Annotated in this window: 22 protein-coding genes; 13 read left to right on the top strand and 9 right to left on the bottom strand. The window is 74.1% G+C overall.

Annotated elements, in window-relative coordinates:
* A partial coding sequence (locus ACZ4VL_RS19125) for a TerD family protein (RefSeq protein WP_468201069.1) occupies positions 1-1428 on the top strand: 1428 nt, incomplete at its 5' end.
* A 30-nt stretch (positions 1429-1458) separates the two neighbouring features.
* Here ACZ4VL_RS19125 and npdG read toward each other — a convergent pair.
* Together npdG and ACZ4VL_RS19115 are read right to left on the bottom strand one after the other, a co-directional pair.
* A complete protein-coding gene (gene npdG, locus ACZ4VL_RS19120; protein WP_361096820.1) occupies positions 1459-2163 on the bottom strand; it encodes an NADPH-dependent F420 reductase in 705 nt (234 codons plus the stop codon).
* A gap of 152 nt (positions 2164-2315) precedes the next feature.
* Positions 2316-2555, bottom strand: a complete 240-nt coding sequence (locus ACZ4VL_RS19115) for a hypothetical protein (protein WP_468201067.1) — start codon at positions 2553-2555, stop codon at positions 2316-2318.
* A 103-nt stretch (positions 2556-2658) separates the two neighbouring features.
* Here ACZ4VL_RS19115 and map point away from each other — a divergent pair, with 103 nt between their 5' ends.
* Positions 2659-3516 carry a type I methionyl aminopeptidase gene (map, locus tag ACZ4VL_RS19110; RefSeq protein WP_468201065.1) on the top strand — a complete coding sequence of 286 codons (858 nt, stop codon included), beginning with the start codon at positions 2659-2661 and terminating at the stop codon, positions 3514-3516.
* 151 nt (positions 3517-3667) lie between these two features.
* A complete protein-coding gene (locus ACZ4VL_RS19105; RefSeq protein WP_468201063.1) occupies positions 3668-4315 on the top strand; it encodes a biliverdin-producing heme oxygenase in 648 nt (215 codons plus the stop codon).
* A 49-nt stretch (positions 4316-4364) separates the two neighbouring features.
* Here ACZ4VL_RS19105 and ACZ4VL_RS19100 read toward each other — a convergent pair whose 3' ends face one another.
* The 3 genes from ACZ4VL_RS19100 to ACZ4VL_RS19090 all read right to left on the bottom strand — a co-directional run bounded on the left by ACZ4VL_RS19100 (position 4365) and on the right by ACZ4VL_RS19090 (position 8263).
* On the bottom strand, positions 4365-5063 hold the full coding sequence (locus ACZ4VL_RS19100) for a PhzF family phenazine biosynthesis protein (RefSeq protein ID WP_468201061.1): 699 nt from the start codon (positions 5061-5063) through the stop codon (positions 4365-4367).
* 107 nt (positions 5064-5170) lie between these two features.
* Positions 5171-6670: an HtaA domain-containing protein gene (locus ACZ4VL_RS19095; RefSeq protein WP_468201058.1), complete on the bottom strand. Its 1500-nt coding sequence runs from the start codon at positions 6668-6670 to the stop codon at positions 5171-5173.
* Positions 6671-6736: 66 nt separating this feature from the next.
* Complete coding sequence (locus ACZ4VL_RS19090; RefSeq protein WP_468201055.1) at positions 6737-8263, bottom strand: HtaA domain-containing protein; 1527 nt, start codon at positions 8261-8263, stop codon at positions 6737-6739.
* Between the two features lie 115 nt (positions 8264-8378).
* Here ACZ4VL_RS19090 and ACZ4VL_RS19085 point away from each other — a divergent pair, with 115 nt between their 5' ends.
* From ACZ4VL_RS19085 to efeU, 6 genes are all read left to right on the top strand, one after another.
* Entirely contained in the window at positions 8379-9491 is a 1113-nt protein-coding gene (locus tag ACZ4VL_RS19085) for a heme/hemin ABC transporter substrate-binding protein (RefSeq protein ID WP_468201053.1), read from the top strand.
* A gap of 1 nt (position 9492) precedes the next feature.
* The gene (locus ACZ4VL_RS19080; protein WP_468201050.1) at positions 9493-10710 is read left to right on the top strand and encodes a FecCD family ABC transporter permease; all 1218 of its coding nucleotides are present in this window, start codon (positions 9493-9495) and stop codon (positions 10708-10710) included.
* The gene (locus tag ACZ4VL_RS19075; protein ID WP_468201048.1) at positions 10707-11612 is read left to right on the top strand and encodes a heme ABC transporter ATP-binding protein; all 906 of its coding nucleotides are present in this window, start codon (positions 10707-10709) and stop codon (positions 11610-11612) included. The genes ACZ4VL_RS19080 and ACZ4VL_RS19075 overlap by 4 nt, the downstream gene beginning before the upstream one ends.
* Before the next feature lie 196 nt (positions 11613-11808).
* The gene (gene efeO / locus ACZ4VL_RS19070; protein ID WP_468201045.1) at positions 11809-12960 is read left to right on the top strand and encodes an iron uptake system protein EfeO; all 1152 of its coding nucleotides are present in this window, start codon (positions 11809-11811) and stop codon (positions 12958-12960) included.
* 36 nt (positions 12961-12996) lie between these two features.
* Complete coding sequence (gene efeB, locus ACZ4VL_RS19065; RefSeq protein ID WP_468201042.1) at positions 12997-14247, top strand: iron uptake transporter deferrochelatase/peroxidase subunit; 1251 nt, start codon at positions 12997-12999, stop codon at positions 14245-14247.
* A gap of 25 nt (positions 14248-14272) precedes the next feature.
* Positions 14273-15130: an iron uptake transporter permease EfeU gene (gene efeU, locus ACZ4VL_RS19060; RefSeq protein WP_468201040.1), complete on the top strand. Its 858-nt coding sequence runs from the start codon at positions 14273-14275 to the stop codon at positions 15128-15130.
* A 119-nt stretch (positions 15131-15249) separates the two neighbouring features.
* Here the strand turns inward: efeU and ACZ4VL_RS19055 are convergent, their stop codons facing one another.
* The 3 genes from ACZ4VL_RS19055 to ACZ4VL_RS19045 form a co-directional block, all read right to left on the bottom strand.
* A complete protein-coding gene (locus tag ACZ4VL_RS19055) occupies positions 15250-15807 on the bottom strand; it encodes a GNAT family N-acetyltransferase (RefSeq protein WP_468201038.1) in 558 nt (185 codons plus the stop codon).
* A complete protein-coding gene (locus ACZ4VL_RS19050; protein WP_468201035.1) occupies positions 15804-16670 on the bottom strand; it encodes a PhzF family phenazine biosynthesis protein in 867 nt (288 codons plus the stop codon). Before ACZ4VL_RS19050 ends, ACZ4VL_RS19055 begins: the two co-directional genes overlap by 4 nt.
* Positions 16671-16784: 114 nt before the next feature.
* Complete coding sequence (locus ACZ4VL_RS19045; RefSeq protein WP_468201032.1) at positions 16785-17555, bottom strand: SDR family oxidoreductase; 771 nt, start codon at positions 17553-17555, stop codon at positions 16785-16787.
* A 109-nt stretch (positions 17556-17664) separates the two neighbouring features.
* On the opposite strand from ACZ4VL_RS19045, the gene ACZ4VL_RS19040 reads away from it, so the two are divergent.
* Entirely contained in the window at positions 17665-18975 is a 1311-nt protein-coding gene (locus ACZ4VL_RS19040; RefSeq protein ID WP_468201029.1) for a Bcr/CflA family multidrug efflux MFS transporter, read from the top strand.
* A gap of 32 nt (positions 18976-19007) precedes the next feature.
* Positions 19008-20018: a small ribosomal subunit Rsm22 family protein gene (locus ACZ4VL_RS19035; RefSeq protein WP_468201027.1), complete on the top strand. Its 1011-nt coding sequence runs from the start codon at positions 19008-19010 to the stop codon at positions 20016-20018.
* Positions 20019-20074: 56 nt separating this feature from the next.
* On the opposite strand, the gene ddaH is transcribed toward ACZ4VL_RS19035, so the two are convergent.
* Positions 20075-20905, bottom strand: coding sequence for a dimethylargininase (gene ddaH, locus ACZ4VL_RS19030; protein WP_468201024.1), 831 nt, complete (start codon positions 20903-20905; stop codon positions 20075-20077).
* Positions 20906-21014: 109 nt separating this feature from the next.
* On the opposite strand from ddaH, the gene ACZ4VL_RS19025 reads away from it, so the two are divergent.
* Complete coding sequence (locus tag ACZ4VL_RS19025; protein ID WP_468201021.1) at positions 21015-21632, top strand: TetR/AcrR family transcriptional regulator; 618 nt, start codon at positions 21015-21017, stop codon at positions 21630-21632.
* A gap of 233 nt (positions 21633-21865) precedes the next feature.
* A complete protein-coding gene (locus ACZ4VL_RS19020; protein WP_468201018.1) occupies positions 21866-22612 on the top strand; it encodes a bifunctional DNA primase/polymerase in 747 nt (248 codons plus the stop codon).
* Positions 22613-22737 lie beyond the last annotated feature (125 nt).

Below are 22737 nucleotides of genomic sequence, written 5' to 3'. Positions count from 1 at the left end.
GGCACACCAAGCACCCAACAACCCGCCGCCGGCTCGGCTGGGAGTGCGACGGGGAACGGCCCCCCCCCCCCCCCCCCACCGGCCGCCGCCGTCCCGGCCCAGCGGGCCGGCCGGGGCGCGCGGACCACGAAGAAGAAGGTCACCCTGCCGAAGGTGGCCGGGAAATCGCTCGCCGAGAACGACTCCTGGCGCCGGGCCCGCCTTTTCCCGGCCCCGACGCTCAAGAGCGACAAGGAGCGGGAGGTGCGCGCCACGTCGGTCCTGCTGTCCGTGATGGCCGAGGTGCCGGAGTTCGGACGCCGGCTCACCGCCGGGTTCGGCGCGCCCGCGGGCCGGATGCAGACCTTCACCGAGGTGTCCCTCCCCCACGGCGACACGCCCCGGCGGCCGGACGGCGTCATCCGCGTCGAGCGGGCCGGCAAGCTGTGGACGGCGCTGCTGGAAACGAAGACGAACGGCAATCCGCTGAAGCAGGAGCAGGTCCAGGAGTACGTGGACATCGCCGCGCGCCGCGGCTACGAGGCCGTGATCACCCTCTCCAACGACGTGGCCCTCGAAGGCGCGGCCGTGGTGGACGTCAAGATCGACGGCCGGCGCAAGCACAAGGTGAGTCTCTGGCACCTGTCGTGGGCGGAGGTGGCGCACCAGGCGCAGATGCTGATCCACCACGAGGGCGTCGGCAACGCCGCCCACGCCTGGCTCCTCCAGGAGCTCCTGGCCTACTTGCGGCACGACCAGTCCGGCTGCCATGGCTTCCAGAACATGGGCCCGGCGTGGGTGCCCGTGCGCAGGGGGATCGAGGACGAGACGCTCGGCATCGGGGACGAGCGCGCCGTCGCCGTCGTGGAGAGCTGGGAGCGGCTCATCCGCCAGGTGTGCCTGCGCGTCGGCGGCGAGCTGGGGCAGAAGGCACTGCCCGTGCAGCGCGCCCGGCGCGGCAGCGACCCCGGGGCCCGGCGGGCGGAGGCGGCCGAGGCGCTCTGCCGGGACGGCCGGCTCTGCGCGGAGATGCGGATCGACGGTACGAGCAGTGTCATCGCCGTGACCGCCGACCTGCGGACGGGGAAGATCCGTACGTCGGCCGAGGTGGCGGCGCCGGAGGGCTCCTACCCGCTGTCGTCCGCGAAGCGGCTCGTGCGGATGCTCGCCGAGGCTCCCGCGGACCTGCACGTCGAGAGCCTCGTCGAGAGCGGGCACGGGCCGCGGGGCACCTTGGAACGGCTGCGTCCGGAGCCGGGCGACCTGCTGCCCGGCAACGGGGCGCGGCTCACCGGGTTCCGGCTGTCGCTGATCAAGGGCATGGGCAGCACCCGGGGGAACGCCGAGTCGGGCTTCATCCGCAGCGTGGACGATGCCGTGGACCGCTTCTACCACGGGGTGCTGGCGCACGTGGGCGGTTTGGAGGGCCGTCCGGGCCGCCGCGGCTGAGGCGGCGGCCCGGCGCGGGACGCCGGAGGCTCAGACGTCGGTGATGCGGAGGCCCGAGTGGGCCTTGTAGCGGCGGTTGGCGGAGATGAGGTTGGCGACCAGGGACTCGACCTGGTGGGCGTTGCGCAGGCGGCCGGCGAAGACGCCGCGCATGCCGGGGATGCGGCCGGCCAGGGCCTGGACGATGTCGGTGTCGGCGCGGGACTCGCCGAGGACCATCACGTCGGTGTCGATCTCCTCGACCGTCTCGTCCTGGAGCAGGACCGCCGAGAGGTGGTGGAAGGCGGCCGTGACGCGGGAGTCCGGGAGGAGGGCGGCGGCCTGCTGGGCGGCGCTGCCTTCCTCGACCTGGAGGGCGTAGGCGCCCTGCTTGTCGAAGCCGAGGGGGTTGACGCAGTCCACGACGAGCTTGCCCGCGAGGTCCTCGCGCAGGGCCTCCAGGGTCTTCGCGTGGCCCTCCCACGGCACCGCGATGATCACGATGTCGCTGCGGCGCGCGCATTCGGCGTTGTCCGCGCCCTCCACGCCCAGGCCCAGTTCGGCGGCGGCGTGCGCGGCGCGGTCGGCGGCGCGGGAGCCGATGATCACCTTCTGGCCGGCCTTGGCGAGCCGGTAGGCCAGGCCTCGGCCCTGGTCGCCGGTGCCGCCGAGGACGCCGACGACGAGGCCGGAGACGTCCGGCAGGTCCCACGGGTCCTTCGCGGCGGGCTTCTGTGTGCTGTCAGTGGAGGTCATGGGGTGAGCGTAATGCCGGGTCCCGGGCGATCGAACAGGCATCGGTGGTCCGGGGGTGGCGGGGCGCGGGGCCCGGTTCGCGTCGTTGCCGGCCGCGGGCCGCGGGCCTGACGGGTGGGGCAGATCGTGCCCCACCCCGCCCGTCAGGGCCGTCAGGTGGCGGTCGTGCCCTCGTCGTCCTCGCGGGACTTGTCGTTCCACTTGGGGTCGTTCTGCCATTCGAGGTTGCGTTCCTGCGCGGTCTCCATGGCGTGGGCGGCCTCCTCGGGGGTGGCGTACGGGCCGAAACGGTCCTTCGCCGGGCACTCGGGCCCCTCCTCGACCTTCTGGTGCACCAGGCAGTAGTACCACTCGCCCGGTTTCCCCACCTGACGCTTCTTGAACAGGGCCATCGTCCTCGGGCTCCTCTCGCCGCCGGCTCTGCGGCGCTCTGCGCCGGTCTCCGCTGTTCTCTGCCGCCATGCTGCCCCATCCCCGCTGGATACACTCGCTTGCATGTCTGGCCAGTCGCTGCTCGTCCCCGGCGAGCTCTCTCCGACCCGTTCCGTTCCCGGCAACATCCGCCGGCCCGAGTACGTGGGCAAGCCCGCGCCCACCCCGTACACCGGACCGGAGGTGCAGTCGGCCGAGACCATCGAGGCCATGCGCAAAGCCGGCCGGATCGCCGCGCAGGCGATGGAGGAGGCGGCGAAGCTGATCGCCCCCGGGGTGACCACCGACGCGTTGGACCGGGTGGCGCACGACTACATGTGCGACCACGGCGCCTACCCGTCGACGCTGGGTTACCGGGGCTTCCCGAAGTCCCTGTGCTCCTCGATCAACGAGGTCATCTGCCACGGCATCCCCGACTCCACGGTGCTGCGCGACGGCGACATCGTGAACCTGGACGTCACCGCGTACATCGGCGGCGTGCACGGCGACAACAACGCCACCTACCTGTGCGGGGAGGTGGACGAGGAGTCCCGGCTGCTGGTGGAGCGCACCCGGGAGGCGCTGAACCGGGCCGTCAAGGCGGTCAAGCCGGGCCGGCAGGTCAACGTCATCGGGCGGGTCATCGAGTCGTACGCGAAGCGGTTCGGCTACGGCGTGGTCCGTGACTTCACCGGCCACGGCATCAATTCGTCCTTCCACTCCGGCCTGATCATCCCGCACTACGACAGCCCGCACGCCACGACGGTGATGCAGCCGGGGATGACCTTCACGATCGAGCCGATGCTGACGCTGGGCACCCACGAGTACGACATGTGGGAGGACGGCTGGACCGTCGTCACGAAGGACCGGAAGCGGACCGCGCAGTTCGAGCACACACTGGTGGTGACGGACACGGGAGCCGACATCCTCACCCTGCCGTAGGGGCCCCGCCGACGAGGTTTCGACCCCGGGGGCGTTTTACCGACAACACGTCGGGAACACATTGACTTAGGTAAGCCTAAGTTAGAGGATCGGGGCGCGGCGGTCACCCGTGCCGCCGTGCCCCGCATCCACGCCCGACGGAGGTCTTGTCTTGGACGCCTTCTCCACGGTCATCCGTGTCGCTTCGCACGAGCAGCACACCGAGGCGGAGTCCTCGACGTTCATGAGCGACCTGCTCGGCGGCCGTCTCGGGGTGGACGCGTACGCGCGCTACACCGAGCAGCTGTGGTTCGTGTACCGGGCCCTGGAGGATGCCGCCCAGGCCCTGCGCGACGACCCGGTCGCGGGCCCCTTCATACGGCCCGAGCTGATGCGCGTCGCCGAGATCGAGCGCGACCTGGCCCACCTGCGCGGCCCGTCCTGGCGGGAGACCCTGGTGGCGCTGCCCGCCACCGAGGCGTACGCGGACCGGATCTCCGAGTGCGCGGCCACCTGGCCCGGCGGGTACGTCGCCCACCACTACACGCGCTACCTGGGCGACCTCTCCGGCGGCCAGATCATCCGCGACAAGGCGGAGCGGACCTGGGGCTTCGAGCGCAAGGGCGACGGCGTCCGGTTCTACGTGTTCGCGGCCATCGGCAACCCGGCCTCCTTCAAACGGCACTACCGCGAGCTGCTGGACGCGATCGCCGCGGACGACCTGGAGAAGCAGCGCATCGTCGACGAGTGCAAGCGCGCCTTCGACTACAACGGCGCCGTCTTCCGGCAGCTGAGCGAGGAGTTCCCGCTCAGCGCCTGAGCACGCACGCACGCCTCCCGCCGACCCGGGGCCGGGGGGAGGCGTGCGCTCAGCGCATCGGGCCGCCCATGCGGCCGTACGCCGGCCCCGCCTGGGGCGGGGTGTCGAAGCGGACGCGGCCGCCGATCTCGACGCTGCCGTCCGGGCCGGGGGCGGTGAGGATCTGCGAACCCGCACCCTGGGTGATGTTCAGGGCGCGGTTCAGCTGTGCCGTCAGCAGCACCGCCGCCGAGCCGGTGGCCTCGTCCTCGGCGATGATCCCGTCCGGGCGCCTCGGGAAGCCGCGGGCCCGGATCCGGCCCGCGGCCTCGTCCTCCCAGGCCCACGCGTACAGCCAGCCCTCACCCGGCGGCGGGGCGGGCAGCGCGTCGACGTCGGCGGGGGTCGCGTACTGCTCGGTGCGCTTGCCCTCCACCCACTCGGGCCGGGCGGTGATCCAGGTGAACTCCCCGTCGTACCGGGCCCACACCTCGCCGGCGGGCGGCTGGAGCTCCTCGATGTCCAGCAGCCAGGCGACCCCGACCAGCGGGTGGCCCGCGAAGGACATCCGCGTGCCGGGCGTACGGATGTCGACGACCCCGCGCTCGGGGTCGTCGACGAACACCGTCTCGCTGTAGCCGAGTTCGGCGGCCAGGGCCTGCCGCGCCTCGTCGTCGGGGCAGGCCCGGCCGTCGCGTACGACACCGAGCACGTTGCCGAACCGGCCGTCGCCCGCACAGAAGACCCTGAGTACGTCGAGATCGTTCACGCGGGCATTCAAACACGGCGCGGTTAAGCCCCAACTCAGGGCCGGGCCCTGCTCAGGTCCTGGTCGGGTCCTGAGCAGGACCTGGTCAGGTCCGGCGCAGAGCCCGCTCAGGAGCGGGCGGTGCGCCGCCTGCGGGCCAGGGACAGGGCTCCCGCGCCGGCCACGACGGCCGCTCCGGAGGCCGCGAGCAGCGCCCCGGCCGGGACCTCGGCGCCGGTGGCGGCGAGCTTTCCGCCACCCGGGCCGCCGGTGCCGCCGCCGACCGTGCTGCCGGATCCGGTGGTGGTGCTGCCGCTGGTGCCGGACCCGGCCGTGCCGCCGGTCCCGGCCGTGGTGGGCGCCGTGCCGGGCAGGGCGGCGTCCTTGTCGACGGTCACCGACAGGGTGACCGGGTCGGCCGGCTTGCCCTCGGCGTAGTCGGGGCTCGGGGCGCCGATCGCGGCGGCGCCCTCGGCGGTGAAGGCGGCCGGGACGGATGCCAGGGTGAGGACCCCGCCGCTGCTGCGGTAGTCGGCCTTCGACAGGTCGAGGGTGGCGAAGGGGACGTCCGCCTTGGTCGCCTCGGGCGTCTTCACGTCGAGGACCAGGGTGCCCTTCTTGCCCTCCGCGTCGACCCGCAGGTTGGTGAAGGTCATGTCGATGCGGTGGTCGGGCCGCTGGAAGCGGAGGCTGCCGGCGAAGGAGGCGTTCAGCTTCTGCCGGACGGCGTCGAGTTCGCCCTTGCCGAAGGCGAAGGAGAAGCTGTTGCCCGCGGCCATCGCGCCGCCGGCCGGGGTGACGGAGCCGCCGCCCTTCACCACGTACGTACGGAACGACTCCTTCACGCCCCAGGTCAGCCGGCCGCCGACCAGCTGCTGCGGCCCGGCCGCCGACGGGGAGCCCCCGCCCGGCGAGGGCGCGAGGGTGGGCGCGGGCCCGCCGTTCGACGCCGACGGGGAGGGCGCCGTCGAAGGGGACGGCGAGGGCGCGGACGACGACGGCGGGGTGGGCCTGCCGAACTCCAGGGCCGCGGTGAGCGGGTCACCCGCCATGCCCGCGTACTGCTCGGAGCCGAGCTGGTCGGCGGCCTCCTTGGTGAGGGTGGTGGCGAGCCGGTCCATCGCGGGGCCGGTGAAGGCGACGTCCGCCAGCGGGACGTCACGGGTGAGCGTGCCGTTCTTGGTGACGTCGGCGGTGAGCTTCTTGGTGCCCGTGTTGATGCGGAGGTTGGCGAGGGTGACCTTGAAGCCGTGGGCGGTCGACTCGAAGGTGACGCTGCCCTTGAAGGCGGCGGTCACGACGTGGCCGCCGTCCTTGTCGTACGCACCGGTGGCGGAGGTGAAGCGGAAGGTGCCGTCCGCGTTGGCCGCGGCTCCGTCGGCCGGGGTGATCGTGCCCTTGGCCATGCCCGTGACGTACGCCCGGTAGCGCGCCAGGACGCCCCAGTCGAGGGTGCCGTTCACGATCGGCAGGGGCGCTGCGGCGGGGGCGGCGGCGGCCGGTGCGGCGGGCGCGGGCGCTGCGCCCACGGCCGTGGCGGGCAGGGCGAGGACGGTGGCGCCGAGCGCGGCGGCGGTGACGACGGCCGCCGCGAGGGCTGTGGAGCGGCGGCGGGTGGATGAGGACATGGGCTGGATCTCCTGAGGGGTACGGGGGGTGGCGTGCAGCCGTGTGCGGCGTGCGGGGCGGGTGGCTCAGGGGTGGCCCGACTGTGCACCGGAGGCGGACTCGGACGCGGGGCCGGACCCGGCCGCGGACGCGGGGCCGGACCCGGCCGCGGACGCGGGGCCGGACCCGGCCGCGGACGCGGCGGCGGCCCGCGCGTGGCGGCGCCGCAGCGCCAGCAGCCATCCGGCGCCGCCGGCCGGCACCAGGAGGGCCGCGGCGAGGGCGGCGTACAGCCCGGCGTCCGACCCTCCGCCGGACCGCGGCGCGGCGGCGGTCGGTCCTGCGGCCGGGGTGGCGGTCGTCTGCGGGGCGGAGGGCGTCGCGGGGGCGGAGCCCAGGTCGGGCAGGGCGGGCAGGTGGGCGGTGGCGTCGAGGGCGACGGCGAGGGAGACGGGGTCCATCTCGGTGCCGGCCTTGTACATGGAGCCGAAGGCCCGGGAGCCGCCCTCGGTCAGGGCGGCCCGGGCCTCGGTGAGGGTGGCGAGCGCGCCCTCGGTCTTCAGGCCGGCCGCGTCGAACTCGACGAGCGGGACGGCGGGCTTCGTGTCCCCGCCCGTGGTGACGTCGGCGCTGAGGACGCCCTTGCCGCCCTCCACCCTGACGACGACCTTGCCGAGCTTGAGGTCGAGGTGGGCGCCGGTGAAGTGGACGGTGCCGGCGAAGGCGGCGTCGAGGGCGCCCTTCTGGCCGTCGTACGCGCCCTTGCCCTGCGGGAAGCGGAACAGCGCCCCACCGTCCTGGGCGCCCTCGGCGAGGGTCCACTTGCCCTGGCCGACGGTGCCGGTGACGTACTCGCGGAAGGTGCGCCGCACGCCCCAGTCGACGGCCGCGTCGGCGAACGCGCCCTGCCCGGCGGGGGTCTGCGCACCGGGGGAGGCCCCGGCCGCGGCGCTCGGGGACGGCGAGGGGGCCGCGGCCGGGGCGGACCGGACGTCGACGGAGAGCGTGATCGGGTCGAGCGGGGTGCCGGCCGGGTAGTAGCCGGCGAAGGCCTGGGCGCCCTGCTCGGTGAGGGTGGCGGGGACGTTGGTGAGGGCGAGCGGGCTGCCGCCGCCCCTCATGTCGATGCCGCCGAGGCCGAGGGTGGCGAAGGGGACCCGGGAGAGGTGGGTGACCCGGCCGGTGTCCTTGGCCTTGCCGACGACGTCCGCGTAGAGGGTGCCGCTGCCGCCTTCGATCCGGATCACGGGCCTGCTGATCGTCAGGTCCAGCTCGTGGGTGCCGTCGGGCTTCTGGTGGCCGTGGAAGGCGACGCCGCCGCTGAAGGCCGCTTCGAAGGCGCCGGTGTCGGGGTCGTAGGTGCCGGTGGCCGAGTGGAAGCGGAACAGGCTGCCGCCGACCGTGGCGGCTCCGCCCTTCAGCTGGAAACCGCCTTTTGCGACCGGGCCGGTGACGTAACCCTGGAAGGACGATCTGATGCCCCAGTCGAGCCTGCCGCCCTGCACGGCACGGCTCACCGCGTGGGCTCCGGCGGCGGGTATCAGGGCCGCGAGCAGAGCCGCCAGGGTCGCCGCGAGGGCGACGGCGAACGGGCGGACGGGTCGTGCGGACATCGATGTCCCCTCCAGGACCGACTTAGTAAGGTTAGGCTAACCTAAGTCATCCCGATCGGGAGCGGAACCCCTCCACCCGACGGACCATCAGCCGGACGACCAGGACGGTGCCTTCGTGCCTACGCCCGCCGCGGCAGCCCCCCGCCCCACCCGCCGCTCCCCAGGGGGTCGCCCCCGCGGCCGCCGTCCCGCCCGCGGCCACCTCGCGTTCGGCCGGCTCGCCCTCGGCCGCTTCGCCCTCGCCTTCTGCGCCCTGGCGACGGCCGCCGCCGTCACCGGCTGCGCGCACACGGACCCGCCCGGCGCGGGCCCCTCCGCCCGCAGCGCCGCCGCGCCCCCGGACCGGGTGGAGCCCCTCTCCCCCGCCCCGGTGCCCGCCCTCCCGGTGACCGTGCCCTCGGCCGACGGCAGCCCGGTGACGGTCGCGTCCGCCGACCGCGTGGTGCCGCTGACCGGCAGCCTCAACGAGATCGTCCACACCCTCGGCCTCGGCCCCCGGGTCGTCGCCCGCGACATCACCGCCACCTTCGAACAGGCCTCGCAGCTCCCCGTGGTGACCCGGGGTCACGAGGTCTCCGCCGAGAGCGTGCTGTCCCTGCGCCCCACGCTGGTGCTGGCCGAGACCACCACCGGCTCCGCCGAGGCCGTCCGGCAGATCCGCGACGCGGGCATCCCGCTGCTGGTGGTGGCCCCGGCCAAGTCCCTGGACGACGTACCCCGCAGGATCGACGCCGTGGCCGCCGCACTGGGCGTCAAGGACGCCGGGACGCGGCTGAACCAGCGCACCGCCGAGCGGATCGTCGCGGCCCGGGCGGGGGTGCCGGCGCAGGCCGCCGCACCGGGGAAACGGCCCCGGGTGGCGTTCCTGTACCTGCGCGGCTCCGCCTCCGTGTACCTGATGGGCGGCTCCGACTCCGGGGCGTCCTCGCTGCTGGAGGCCGCGGGCGCCGTCGACACCGGCAAGGAGTCCGGCCTCGGCAAGGACTTCACCCCGATCACCAGCGAGGCCCTCGCGGCCGCCGCGCCCGACGCTCTCCTCGTCATGTCCAAGGGCCTGGAGTCCGTCGGCGGCCCGGACGGCCTGGTGAAGATCCCCGGTGTCGCCCAGACCCCGGCCGGCATGGACCGCCGCGTGATCAGCATCGACGACGGCGTCCTCCTCAACTACGGGCCCCGCACCGACCAGGTGCTCGCCTCGCTCGTCGCCCAGCTCTACGGCAAGGCCTGACATGGGCGACCGCACCACGGAACCCGCCGCCGGGACGGCGGCCCCCACGGCCGCACCCACACCGGCCCCCACACCCGCACCCGCACCCGCACCCGCACCCGGGTCCGTGACCGCGACCTCGACCGCCACCGCGACCGCCGGCGCCGAACCCGCTGCCACCGCCGTCCCCGGCCGCCGGGCCCGGGGCGCCCCGGGCCGCCGGGGCGGCCGGCTGGTCGCCGGGCTCGGCGCCGTGCTCGTCCTGCTCGCGCTCGTCTCCGCCGGCGTCGGGGCGTACGAGATCCCGCTCGGGGACGTCCTCGGCTCCCTCCGGCACCACCTGGGCCTCGGCGGGACCCCGCTCGACCGGGTCGGCGAGAGCGTGCTGTGGAACGTACGCCTCCCCCGCGTCGCCCTCGCCCTGCTCGTCGGGGCCAGCCTGGGCTGCGCGGGAGCCCTGATGCAGGGGGTGTTCGGCAATCCGCTCGCCGAGCCCGGCGTCATCGGCATCTCGGCGGGCGCCGCCGTCGGCGCGGTCGCCGCCATCGGCCTCGGCCTCGGCTTCCTCGGCAACTGGACCGTCACCGCCTGCGCGTTCACCGCCGGCCTGATCACGGTCGGCGCCGTGTACCTGCTGTCGCGGACCGGCGGCCGGACCGAGGTCGTCACCCTCGTCCTCACCGGCATCGCCGTCAACGCCTTCGCGGGCGCCCTCATCGGCCTGTTCGTCTTCGTCGCGGACAGCGGCCAGGTCAACCAGATCACCTTCTGGCAGCTCGGCTCCCTCGCCCAGGCCACCTGGCCGAAGGTGCTGGCCGTCCTGCCCTGCGCCGCCGCCGGACTGGTCCTCGCCCCCTGCTACGCCCGCCGGCTGGACCTCCTCTCCCTCGGCGAACGGTCCGCCCGTCACCTGGGCGTGGACGTGGAGCGGCTGCGGCTCACGCTCATCGTCGTCGTCGCCCTGCTGACCGCGGCCGCCGTCGCAGTGGCCGGCGTCATCACCTTCGTCGGGCTGCTCGTCCCGCACCTGCTGCGCATGGCGAACGGCCCCGGCCACCGCTTCCTGGTCCCCGGCAGCGCCCTGGCCGGTGCGGCGGTGCTGCTCGCCGGCGACCTCGCCGCCCGGACCGTGGCCGCCCCGGCGGAGCTGCCGCTCGGGGTGCTCACCGCGCTGATCGGCAGCCCGTTCTTCTTCTGGCTGCTGCGCCGCACCCGTCGTAGGCAAGGAGGCTGGGCATGACCGCCGCCACTGCACCGGCCGGCTTCCGCTTCCTGCGGCGCCGCCGGCGCACCGTTCCCGAACGCCGCCCCGCGGGCACCACCGTCGCCGAGGCCGCCGGCCTGCACGTCCGCCTCGGCGGGCGCCCGGTCCTCGCCGGGATCGACCTGGCGGCCCCGGCCGGGGAGGTGCTGGCCCTGGTCGGCCCGAACGGCGCCGGCAAGTCCACGCTGCTCGCCGCGCTCGCCGCCGACCTGCCCGCCGCCGCGGGCACCGTACGGATCGACGGGCGTCCGGCGGGCGAGTGGACGGCCCCGGAGCTGGCCCTGCGCCGGGCCGTGCTCCCCCAGGCCGCGGAGCTCTCCTTCCCGTTCACCGTGGTGGAGGTCGTACGGATGGGCCGCGCGCCCTGGGCCGGCACCGGCCCCGCCGACGCCGGGGACGACGAGGAGGCCGTGGCCCGGGCGATGGCCGCCACGGAGGTGTCGGTTTTCGCCGACCGCTCCTTCACCGCCCTGTCCGGCGGAGAACGGGCCCGGGTGGCACTGGCCCGGGCGCTGGCCCAACAGGCCCCGCTGCTCCTGCTCGACGAGCCGACGGCGGCCCTCGACCTGCGCCACCAGGAGCTAGTGCTGCGGATCTGCCGGGAGCGGGCGGCGGCCGGGGACGCGGTGGTCGCGGTCCTGCACGACCTGGGCCTCGCCGCGGCCTACGCCGACCGCATCGCCGTCCTCGACGCCGGGCGGATCGCCGCGGACGGGCCGCCGGCCGACGTGCTGCGCGCGGATCTGCTCGGCCGGGTCTACCGGCAGCCCGTGGAGGTCCTGCCACATCCGCGATCTGGGATTCCGCTTGTGGTCCCCGTCCGCGGTGCGGACCCGACCGCATTACCGGAGAGTCACCTCGGTTTGACTTCCGCTTGACCCTCCCATGGGGTCCCCGTGGGGCCTCCGTGACGGCTCCGTGTCCGGAGCCGAAAGGTGTGCGTCAGATCACTGGACGGACGGGTATGGGTCAAGTAAGGCTCAGCTAAGTTAGGTCCGCCTCTCCGGCCGTCCCACCCGTGGGGCGGCCGTCTGCCGCACGCCGTCCGCCGACCCTCGACACCAGGAGCCCCCCATGCGTCCCGCCCGCCTCACCGTCCTCACCGCGGCTGCCGCCGTGGCCGCGCTGACGGCCGTCACCGGCTGCGCCGAGAAGGGCGGGTCGGCAGACGGCAAGGCCGTCAAGGTCGCCGCCTCCGACACCGCGTGCGAGGTCTCCGCGACCGAGTTCCCGGCCGGCAAGGTCACGATCGAGGTCGAGAACAAGGGCTCGAAGGTCACCGAGCTGTACGTCCTCTTCCCGGACGACCGGATCGTCACCGAGCGCGAGAACATCGGCCCGGGCACCAAGGCCACCATCACCGCCGAGATGAAGGCAGGCGACTACGAGATCGCCTGCAAGCCCGGCATGAAGGGCGACGGCATCCGCCAGAAGGTCAAGGCCACCGGCAACGGCACCGCCGAGAAGCGCAGCCCCGAGCTGGACGCCGCGGTCGCCGGCTACCGCAAGTACGTGCAGGAGCAGGCCGACGAGACCCTCCCCGCGGCCAAGACGTTCGCGGACGCGGTCAAGGCCGGCGACCTGGAGGCCGCGAAGAAGGCGTACGCCGCTTCCCGCATCGGCTGGGAGCGCACCGAGCCGGTCGCCGAGTCCTTCGGCGACATCGACCCGAAGGTCGACGTCCGCGAGGACGGCCTGGAGGCCGGCCAGGACCCGGCGAAGGACTGGACCGGCTGGCACCGCCTGGAGAAGTCGCTGTGGGCCGACGGCAAGATCGGCGACGAGGAGAAGAAGCTCGCCGACCAGCTGATCACCGACCTGACCGACTGGCAGAAGAAGGTCGGCCAGGCGGAGATCACCCCCACCTCCATCGCCAACGGCGCCAAGGAGCTCCTCGACGAGGTCGCGACCGGCAAGGTGACGGGCGAGGAGGAGCGCTACAGCCACACCGACCTGGTCGACTTCAAGGCCAACGTCGAGGGCGCGCAGAAGGCGTACGAGCTGCTGAAGCCGGTCGCCTCGAAGAACGACGCCGAGCTCGCCAAGCAGCTCGACACCCAGTTCGCCGCACTGAACGCGCTGCTGGACAAGTACCGTGCGGACAAGAACACCTACGAGTTCACCTCCTACGACAAGGTCGGCGAGACCGAGCGCAAGGAGCTGTCGGACGGCGTCAACGCGCTGGCCGAGCCGCTCTCGAAGCTGGCCGCCGCGGTCGCCAAGTAATCCGGCAACGGTCAACAGCAGGCGGGAGAACCCGGAATGACTGAATCTGTGCCGGCCCAGGCCGGCCGCCCCTCGCGGCGCTCCGTGCTCGGCTGGGGCGGGGCCGGGCTGACGCTCGGCGCCGCCGCGGCCGGCGGTGCGGCGGCGGCCTTCGTCCCCTCCTCCGACCTGGCGCCGGCGGCCTCCGCCGGCGGTGCGGTGCCCTTCCACGGCGCGCACCAGGCGGGTATCGCCAGCGCGGTCCAGGACCGCCTGCACTTCGCGGCGTTCGACGTGAAGACGAAGGACCGCGCCGAGCTGGTGAAGCTGCTCAAGGACTGGACCGAGGCGGCCCGCCTGATGACGGCCGGCCGGCCCGTCGGCGACGCCTACGAGGGCCTGCCCGAGGCGCCGCCGACCGACACCGGCGAGGCCCTCGGCCTCAAGCCGTCCCGGCTGACGCTGACGGTCGGCTTCGGCCCGGGCCTGTTCGCCAAGGACCGCTTCGGCCTGGAGGGCAAGCGCCCGGAGGCCCTGGTGGACCTGGAGCTGTTCCCCGGCGACAACCTGGACCCGGCCCGCTCCGGCGGCGACCTGTGCGTCCAGGCCTGCGCCGACGACCCGCAGGTCGCCGTGCACGCCATCCGCCAGCTCGCCCGCATCGGCTTCGGCAAGGTCGCGATGCGCTGGTCGCAGCTCGGCTTCGGCAAGACCTCCTCGACCACCCCGGACGAGCAGACCCCGCGCAACATGATGGGCTTCAAGGACGGCACCCGGAACATCGCCGGGACCGACAAGGCGGCCCTCGACAAGCACGTGTGGGTCGGCGCGGAGGACGGCAGCGCCTGGATGACGGGCGGCTCGTACCTGGTCGCCCGCCGCATCCGGATGAACATCGAGACCTGGGACCGCACCCCCCTGCAGGAGCAGGAGGACATCTTCGGCCGCGACAAGGGCGAGGGTGCGGCGGTCGGCAAGTCGAAGGAGCGCGACGAGCCGTTCCTGAAGGCGATGAAGCCGGAGGCGCACGTCCGCCTCGCGCACCCCGACAGCAACAACGGGGCGACGATCCTGCGCCGCGGCTACAGCTTCACCGACGGCACGGACGGGCTGGGCCGGCTGGACGCGGGCCTGTTCTTCATCGCCTACCAGCGCGACGTCCGCAAGGGCTTCATACCGATCCAGCGCCAGCTGGCGAAGTCCGACGTCCTCAACGAGTACATCCAGCACGTGGGTTCGGCGATCTTCGCCGTCCCGCCGGGCGTCCACGACAAGGACGACTGGTGGGGCCGGGCCCTGTTCGCCTGACGGGTCCGCACACGAGGAGAACGACGTGTTCAGCAACTATCTGATCGGCCTGCGCGAGGGGCTGGAGGCCAGCCTGGTCGTCTGCATCCTCATCGCGTACCTGGTCAAAACCGACAACCGGGACAAGCTGCCGCCGCTGTGGCTGGGCGTGGGCCTCGCGGCCGCGATCAGCCTGGCCTTCGGGGCCGCGCTCGAATTCGGCACCTCGGAGCTGACGTTCCAGGCGCAGGAGGCGATCGGCGGCAGCCTGTCGATCGTCGCGGTCGGCCTGGTGACGTGGATGGTCTTCTGGATGAAGCGCACCGCGCGGCACCTGAAGGCCGAGCTCCACGGCAAGCTCGACGCGGCCCTGGCCATGGGCACCGGCGCCCTGGTGGCGACGGCGTTCCTGGCCGTCGGCCGCGAGGGGCTGGAGACCTCGCTGTTCGTGTGGCGGTCCGTGCACGCCGCCGGGGACGGCTCCGCGCCGCTGATCGGCGTCCTGCTGGGCCTCGGCACGTCGGTCCTGTTGGGCTGGCTGTTCTACCGGGGCGCGCTGCGGATCAACCTGTCGAAGTTCTTCACCTGGACGGGCGCGATGCTCGTCGTGGTCGCCGCGGGCGTGCTCGCGTACGGCGTGCACGACCTCCAGGAGGCCGAGTTCCTGCCCGGCCTGGTGAACAAGGCCTTCGACATCAGCGGGACCATCCCGCCGGACAGCTGGTACGGGACCCTGCTGAAGGGCACGTTCAACTTCCAGCCGGACCCGACCTGGCTCCAGCTCGGGGTGTGGGTCCTCTACCTCGTTCCCACGCTGGCCCTCTTCCTCGCGCAGGGCGCGGGGCGCCGGCCGCAGCCCGCGCAGGCCGCTGCCCCGGCCGCGGAGGCGCAGCCCGGCGCGTAGACGGCGCCGCCCGTACGTGCGAAGGGGCCCCGGACCGTGTGTCCGGGGCCCTTCCGCATGGCCGTACGCGTACGGACGGACGGGCGGGCGGGCGCGACGGGCGTACCGCCGCGGGGGTCTCACCAGAGGCGGTCGACGAGCCCCGGGTACAGGGCGATCCGGGTCCCCGCGAAGGCGGCGGCCTCGGCGCGCCCGGCCGGGAAGTCCCCGAGGACCTCCTTGTCGAACCCGGGGTCGTCGGTGGCCAGCGGCTCCTCGGGCGTGCCGCCCACCAGGACCGCGCCGGGCAGCCGGGTGAAGCCGGCCGCCTCGTAGAACCGGGCCAGCGGCCGGTCGCAGCTGAACAGGACCACGTCCACCGCCGGGTCGGCGGCCAGAGCCGCCCGGGCCCCGGCCACCAGCCGGCCGCCGTGGCCGCGGCCCCGGTCCGTCTCCCGGGTCACCACCGCGCTCAGCCCGGCCGCGCGGTACGTGCGCCCCGCGTGCCGGACCGGCTTGTACAGCAGCGCCAGGGAGGCGGCCACCGTCCCGTCGGCGTCCAGCAGCAGCATCATCAGCGGGGCGAGCTCGGGGTCGTGGCCGTGGCGGTGGCCGGGCCAGGCCTGCTCCTCCAGTTCGCTGACCTGGGCCGCGAGCTGCGCGGGCAGCTCCGCCTCGGGGTGGCTGACGATCCTCATCCGGGGATCCGGACGCCGGCGCCGCCGACCCGCACCCGCGGGTCGCCCGCGCGCAGTTCCACCGTGAGGAGCCCCGGGCGGCCCATGTCCTCGCCCTGGTGGAGGGTGAGCACGGCCTCCTCGGGGACGAGCCCGAGCTCGCGGGCGTACGCCCCGAAGGCCGCGGCCGCCGCTCCCGTGGCGGGGTCCTCGACGACGCCGCCGACCGGGAACGGGTCGCGGACGTGGAAGGTGTCGGCGCCCGCCCGGTGCACGAGCTGGACGGTGGTCAGGTCCAGGCGCCGCATCAGCGCCTCCAGCCGGGCGAAGTCGTAGTCGAGGTCCGCGAGGCGGGCCCGGGTGGCCGCGCCGAGCACCAGGTGGCGGGCCCCGGCGAAGGCGATGCGGGGCGGGAACTGCGGGTCGAGGTCGGCCTCCGGCCAGTCCAGGGCGGCGAGCGCCTCGGCGAGGTCGGCGTCCGCGATCTCCTCGGTGTGCGGCTCGACGCTGGTCAGGACGGCCCGCAGCCCCCCGCCGTCGGTGTCGGCCACCGAGACGGGGACGGTGCCGGCGGGCGTGGCGAAGACCAGCTCGCCCGGGCCGATCCGCTCCGCGAGGGCCACGGAGGCGGCCACCGTGGCGTGCCCGCAGAAGGACACCTCCGCCTTGGGGCTGAAGAAGCGCAGGGTGAACGCCCGGCCGGGCGCGCCGTCCAGCCCGGGCGGCGGATCGGTCAGGAACGCCGTCTCGCTGTAGCCGAGTTCGGCCGCGATCCGGAGCATGGCGGCGTCGTCCAGGGCGAGCGCGTCGAGCACGACCCCGGCGGGGTTGCCGCCGGCCGGGTCGTCGGAGAAGGCGGTGTAGCGCAGTACCTCGGTCGTCATGTCCGCCCCAACCCGGTCCGGGGCCCGGCCATTCCCGGTCGTGCCCGGCAGCCCGTTCCCGGCTGCGCCCGGCGCCCCTGCCCTGCCGTCCCGGCGCCCCTCGCCGGCTGCTGCTCAGCCGCGCCCGATGTACGGCATCGCCGTCGCCATCACCGTCGCGAACTGCACGTTCGCCTCCAGCGGCAGCTCTGCCATGTGCAGGACGGTGCGGGCGACGTCGGCCGCGTCCATTACCGGCTCCACCGCCAGCTGCCCGTTGGGCTGGAGGATGCCCTGCTGCATCCGCTCGGTCATCTCGGTCGCCGCGTTGCCGATGTCGATCTGGCCGCAGGCGATCCGGTACGGGCGCCCGTCCAGCGACAGCGACTTGGTCAGCCCCGTCACGGCGTGCTTGGTCGCCGTGTACGCGATCGAGTGCGGGCGCGGCACGTGCGCGGAGATGGAGCCGTTGTTGATGATCCGGCCGCCCTGCGGGTCCTGCTCCTTCATCTGCCGGAAGGCCGCCTGCGCGCACAGGAACGCCCCGGTGAGGTTGACGTCGACCACCGAGCGCCAGGCCTCGTGGGGGAGGTCCTCCAGCGGGACGCCGCCGGGGCCGAAGGTGCCCGCGTTGTTGAACAGCAGGTCGAGCCGGCCGTACCGTTCGCGCGCCGCCGCGAAGAGAGCGGCGACGTCGTCCGGATCGCTGACGTCCGCCGGTACGCACAGCACGTCCGCGCCGGGCCGGTCCGCCGCGGCCGCCGCGGCCGTCTCCCGGAGCGGTTCGCTGCGGCGCCCTGCGACGGCCACCGACCAGCCGGCGCCCGCGAGGGCCAGGGCGACGGAACGGCCGATGCCGGAGCCTGCCCCGGTGACGACGGCGGTCTTCTTCCCACTTGCGTCCATGGGCCCGCAGGGTACGTCACCTGCCGCGGGCGTCCACGGACGTTCCGCCAGCTGAGAGCATGGGGCGGTCAGGGGTGTGAAAAAACGACGAAAGAGACAGGAGTCCCGCATGCCGGAGACAGGCCCCGCGACGGCCTCTGCGCCCGAGCCGTCGACCCCGACGTCCTCCGCTGCCCCGCCCGCTTCCGCCCCGCCGACCACGGCCGCGCGCCGCACCGGACTGCTCGTCGTCCTCGTCCTCGGCGGCCTCAGCGCCCTCCCCCCGCTGTCCATGGACATGTACCTGCCGGCCCTGCCGCAGGTCGCCTCCGCCCTGTCCAGTCCGGCCGCCACCATCCAGCTCACCCTCACCGCCTGCCTCGCCGGCATGGCGGTGGGCCAGCTCGTCATCGGCCCGATGAGCGACAAGTGGGGGCGCCGCCGCCCCCTGCTGACCGGCATGGTCCTCTACGCCCTCGCCACCGCGGTCTGCGCCCTCGCGCCCAGCGCCGAACTGCTCATCGGCTTCCGCCTGCTCCAGGGCCTGGCCGGATCGGCCGGGATCGTCATCGCCCGCGCCGTCGTCCGCGACCTCTACGACGGCGTCGAGATGGCCCGCTTCTTCTCCACGCTGATGCTCATATCCGGTGTCGCACCGATCGTCGCCCCCCTGATCGGCGCCCAGGTACTGCTGTTCGCCGACTGGCGCGGGATCTTCGTCGTCCTCGCCGCCGTCGGACTCCTCCTGACCCTGGTGGCCTGGCGCAGCCTCGACGAGACCCTGCCGCCCGCCCGGCGGCACACCGGCGGCGTGGGCCACGCGCTGCGCACCATGCGCGGGCTGCTCGCCGACCGCGTCTTCGCCGGCTACACCCTGGCCGGCGGCTTCGCCTTCGCCACCCTCTTCTCGTACATATCCGCCTCGCCCTTCGTGGTGCAGGAGATATACGGGGCGTCCGCGCAGACGTTCAGCCTGCTGTTCGGCCTGAACTCGGTCGGCCTGATCCTCGCCGGGCAGGTCAACGGCAAACTGCTGGTCGGCCGGGTCAGCCTGGACCGGGTGCTGGCCGGCGGGCTCACCGTCGTCAGCGCCGCCGCCGTGGCGCTGCTGCTGATGTCCACCGGGGTGTTCGGGCCCGTCGGTCTGGTCCCGGTCGCCGCCGCGCTGTTCGTCCTGGTCACGGCGATGGGCATGGTCCTGCCGAACACCAACGCCCTCGCCCTGATGCGCACCCCGCACGCCGCCGGCTCCGCCTCGGCGCTGCTCGGCACCGCCTCGTTCCTGGTGGGCGCGGTCGCCTCCCCGCTGGTCGGGATCGCCGGCGAGGACACGGCCGTGCCGATGGCGGTGGTCCAGGTCGCGTGCGCGCTGCTCGCGCTGGCCTGTCTCCTCGGCATGAGCCGCCCCTGGCAGCAGCGGGAGCCGGCGGACGGGGCGTGAGGCCGGTGCCCGGAGCGCCGTAAACTTCGCAGGTGAACGCCTCCGCCCCCACCACCGCCGAATCCCTGCGGTCCGCACTGGCCGGACTGCTCGACGGGCTCCCGCCGAAGCAGGCCGCGGCCGCCGTCGAGCGGCTGATCGCCAACTACCGGGGGCGCACCCCCACCGACGCGCCCGTCCTGCGGGACCGGTCCGACGTGGCGGCGTACGCGGCGTACCGGATGCCGGCCACCTTCGAGGCCGTCCGCGGCGCGCTCGCCGGACTCGCCGGGGCCGCCCCGCAGTGGGCCCCGGCCTCGCACGTCGACGTGGGCGGCGGCACCGGCGCGGCGACCTGGGCGGTGGACGCCACCTGGGACGGCCCGCGCACGACCACCGTCCTGGACTGGGCGGAGCCCGCCCTCGCCCTCGGTAAGGAACTGGCCGGGGCCTCCGGCTCGGCGGTGCTGCGCTCCGCCGAGTGGCGGCGGGCCGTCATCGGCTCCGGGATCACCCTGCCCGAGGCCGATCTGGTGACCGTGTCGTACGTCCTGGGCGAGCTGACGCCCGAAGCCCGCCGGGCCGTCGTCGACGAAGCCGCCCGGGCCGGGCAGGCCGTGGTCCTGATCGAGCCCGGCACGCCCGACGGGTACCTGCGCATCCGTGAGGCCCGGGACCAGCTGATCGGGGCCGGGCTGCGGGTCGCCGCACCCTGCCCGCACGACGGGACCTGCCCGATCGAGGTCGGGCAGGACTGGTGCCACTTCTCGGCGCGGGTCAGCCGGTCCTCCCTGCACCGGCAGGTCAAGGGCGGCTCGCTGGCGTACGAGGACGAGAAGTTCAGCTACGTGGCCGCCACCCGGTTCCCGGCGGCGCCGGCCCCCTTCCGGATCACGCGCAGGCCGCAGATCCGGAAGGGGCTCGTCCTGCTGGACCTGTGCGGCCCGCAGGACGAGGGGCTGTCCCGGTCCACCGTGACCAAGCGCCACGGCGACCTGTACAAGGCGGCCCGGGACGCGGAGTGGGGCCAGGAGTGGCCCCCGGCCGACCCCACGGCCCCGTAACCCCCGCGCCGCCGACCGCCGACCGCCGACCTCGTCCGGGACCACGTCAACGTCCGCTACATCCGGAGCTCCTGGGTGCAGCACTTCACGCTGCCGCCGCCCTTGAGCAGCTCCCCGAGGTCCATCGGGACCGGCTCGAACCCGCGGTCGCGCAGGGGCTCCAGCAGCCCGGTCGCCGCCTGCGGGAGCAGGACGTGGCGGCCGTCGGACACCGCGTTCAGGCCGAGCGCGGCCGCGTCCCGGTGGTCGGCGAGCAGCGCGTCCGGGAACAGCCGCCGCAGCACCGCGCGGCTGCCCGGCGAGAACGCCTCCGGGTGGTACATCACCTCGTCGCCGTCCAGCACGCACAGCGCGGTGTCCAGGTGGTAGTAGCGCGGGTCCACGAGGTCCAGGCCGATCACCGGGCGGCCGAAGAACTCCTGGGCCTCGTCGTGCGAGAGCGGACTGGAGCGGAAGCCGCGCCCGGCCAGGATCCAGCTGGCGGTGACGGCGAAGTCGCCCTCGCCCTCGTTGACGTGCGCGGGCTCGCGGACGTCCCGGAAACCGTGGGAGCGGAACCAGTCGAGGTGGATCCGCGCCTCGGGCGCCCGCTCCGGGTGGGCGAACCGGGCACCGAGCACCCGGCCGTCGATGACGAGGGCGCCGTTCGCGGCGAACACCATGTCGGGCAGTGCCGGGTCCGGTTCGAGCGTCTCGACGGTGTGGCCGAGGGAGAGGTAGCGGTCCCTGAGGTCTTCCCACTGGGCCTGTGCGAGGGGCAGGTCCACCGGTTTCGTGGGATCCATCCACGGGTTGATGGAGTACGTGACCTGGAAGTGTGCCGGTGGGCACATCAGGTAGCGCCGGGGTGTGGCGTCTCTGCGCAAAGAAGGCTCCTCACGACTCACGGGCTTGTGGAGAGAATCGTCCCTCCCCCGGGGAGACCGTGCAGTGAACTGTCCGGGTGGTTCGCGGAATGACTCAAAGACGAGATGTATCGATTGGTAATTTGGCCGAATGAGCAGTAGGAAACCGGACACGAAGGCCCCCGACGCCAGCCGCCGCAGCGACCGCTCGCGGCAGGCCATCCTCGACGCGGCCCTCGCGCTGGTCGGAGAGGTCGGCTACAACAAGCTGACCGTCGAGGCGATCGCCGCCCGCGCCGGCGTCGGCAAGCAGACGATCTACCGGTGGTGGCCGTCGAAGGCCGCGGTCCTGCTGGACGCCTCGCTCGCCCTCGCCGGGGACGCCGAGACCGAGGGCGGCTGGGCCGGCTTCCCCGACACCGGGGACCTCGCCGCCGACCTGAAGTACGTACTGCGCGCCACCGTGGACGAGTTCAACGACGAGAAGTACGCAGCCCCCGCCCGCGCCCTCACCGCCGCCGGGGCCACCGACCCCGAGCTCGGCGCCCGCTTCACCGAACAGCTCCTGGAACCGCAGCTCGCGCTGTACGAGGCACGGCTGCGCACCGCCCAGGAGGCCGGCCAGCTCGCCGCCGACGCGGACCTCCGCCTGACGGTGGAGATGCTCGTCGGACCGCTCACCTACCGCTGGCTCATGCGCACCGCGCCGCTGACCCACGCGTACGCGGACGCCCTCGTGGACGCGGTCCTCTCGGGGGCCCGCGCCTGACCCCGCCCTCCACGGCGGCCGGGGTGGCGAAGGTCACCGCAGCCCCACCAGGTCGCGATCGACCGACACAAACGCCCCTTTTCTCCAGCCATATGGGTATTTTCCGTCCGTTCGGCTGCCGTTCGCACATGCTTCACCCCCACCCCCCGGTTGGGGAGAGCGGTCACCCGGACCTCAGGATGGTGGGACGATGTGAGGGTCTGCCGGTGGCCAACGGTGAGGTGAGGGGATAGATGGGGTCCAAGTCCGACCGCGTCAAACGCGGCGAGCAGAGCAGGATTTCGCAGTGGTTGCGCCGGCGCCCGAAACCCTCGCCCGAAGACCCCGCCCTGGCACGCGAAGCGCTGCTGCTGTCGGTCGCCGCCGCCGGCCTGCCGCTCGCCCCCGCCGCCCACCCCGCCGGCTACCGCTGCTCCTGTGACCGCATCGGCTGTCCCACCCCCGCGCGGCACCCCCTCTCCTTCGCCTGGCAGACCCAGTCGACCACCGACCGCGCGCAGATCGAGCGCTGGGCCCGCAACCAGCCCCAGGCCAACTTCATCACCGCGACCGGAATGCTCCACGACGTACTGGACGTCCCGCTGGAGGCCGGAACCCGCGCCCTGGACCGCCTCCTCGAAGCCGGCGTCGACGTCGGCCCCGTCGCCGAGTCCGGCGGCACCGGCGACCAGGCCCGGATGCTCTTCTTCACCGCGACCCGCGGCACCCCCGAAGACGAGGACGAGTGGTGGCCGTGCGAGCTGGACTGCCACCCCGAGACGATGGACGAGCACCCCGGGCTGCGGTGGCACTGCCGCGGCAGCTACGTACTGGTACCGCCGGCGGCCCTGCCGGGCGACCATGCGGTGAGCTGGGTCCGCGGGATGGAACACCCCCTGCCGGATCCACTCACCCTGCTGGGCACCCTCACGGACGCCTGCGCCGAATACGCCGGCTCCGCCGACCGGTCCCCCGCAGCCGTGGCCTGGCCCCACCACTGACGGCCGCCGGCCCCGCCGTGAACGGCACGGCCGGCCACCCGCATACGGGTCGGGGGGGGGGGGGGGGGGGGGGGGGGGGGGGGAGGGGGGGGGGGGGGGGGGGGGAAGGGAGTACGAAGGTGGGT

It is taken from the genome of Streptomyces sp. NPDC029014 (assembly GCF_055564695.1).
This window is presented reverse-complemented; position numbering and strand designations above follow the sequence as displayed.

What these genes read in the sequence shown, in the direction of transcription:
- npdG (WP_361096820.1), bottom strand. Translation starts at nt 2,163, where the DNA reads ATGACCTCCACTGACAGCACACAGAAGCCCGCCGCGAAGGACCCGTGG.
- ACZ4VL_RS19115 (WP_468201067.1), bottom strand. Translation starts at nt 2,555, where the DNA reads ATGGCCCTGTTCAAGAAGCGTCAGGTGGGGAAACCGGGCGAGTGGTAC.
- map (WP_468201065.1), top strand. Translation starts at nt 2,659, where the DNA reads ATGTCTGGCCAGTCGCTGCTCGTCCCCGGCGAGCTCTCTCCGACCCGT.
- ACZ4VL_RS19095 (WP_468201058.1), bottom strand. Translation starts at nt 6,670, where the DNA reads ATGTCCTCATCCACCCGCCGCCGCTCCACAGCCCTCGCGGCGGCCGTC.
- ACZ4VL_RS19090 (WP_468201055.1), bottom strand. Translation starts at nt 8,263, where the DNA reads ATGTCCGCACGACCCGTCCGCCCGTTCGCCGTCGCCCTCGCGGCGACC.
- ACZ4VL_RS19080 (WP_468201050.1), top strand. Translation starts at nt 9,493, where the DNA reads ATGGGCGACCGCACCACGGAACCCGCCGCCGGGACGGCGGCCCCCACG.
- ACZ4VL_RS19075 (WP_468201048.1), top strand. Translation starts at nt 10,707, where the DNA reads ATGACCGCCGCCACTGCACCGGCCGGCTTCCGCTTCCTGCGGCGCCGC.
- efeO (WP_468201045.1), top strand. Translation starts at nt 11,809, where the DNA reads ATGCGTCCCGCCCGCCTCACCGTCCTCACCGCGGCTGCCGCCGTGGCC.
- efeB (WP_468201042.1), top strand. Translation starts at nt 12,997, where the DNA reads ATGACTGAATCTGTGCCGGCCCAGGCCGGCCGCCCCTCGCGGCGCTCC.
- ACZ4VL_RS19055 (WP_468201038.1), bottom strand. Translation starts at nt 15,807, where the DNA reads ATGAGGATCGTCAGCCACCCCGAGGCGGAGCTGCCCGCGCAGCTCGCG.
- ACZ4VL_RS19050 (WP_468201035.1), bottom strand. Translation starts at nt 16,670, where the DNA reads ATGACGACCGAGGTACTGCGCTACACCGCCTTCTCCGACGACCCGGCC.
- ACZ4VL_RS19045 (WP_468201032.1), bottom strand. Translation starts at nt 17,555, where the DNA reads ATGGACGCAAGTGGGAAGAAGACCGCCGTCGTCACCGGGGCAGGCTCC.
- ACZ4VL_RS19040 (WP_468201029.1), top strand. Translation starts at nt 17,665, where the DNA reads ATGCCGGAGACAGGCCCCGCGACGGCCTCTGCGCCCGAGCCGTCGACC.
- ACZ4VL_RS19025 (WP_468201021.1), top strand. Translation starts at nt 21,015, where the DNA reads ATGAGCAGTAGGAAACCGGACACGAAGGCCCCCGACGCCAGCCGCCGC.
- ACZ4VL_RS19020 (WP_468201018.1), top strand. Translation starts at nt 21,866, where the DNA reads ATGGGGTCCAAGTCCGACCGCGTCAAACGCGGCGAGCAGAGCAGGATT.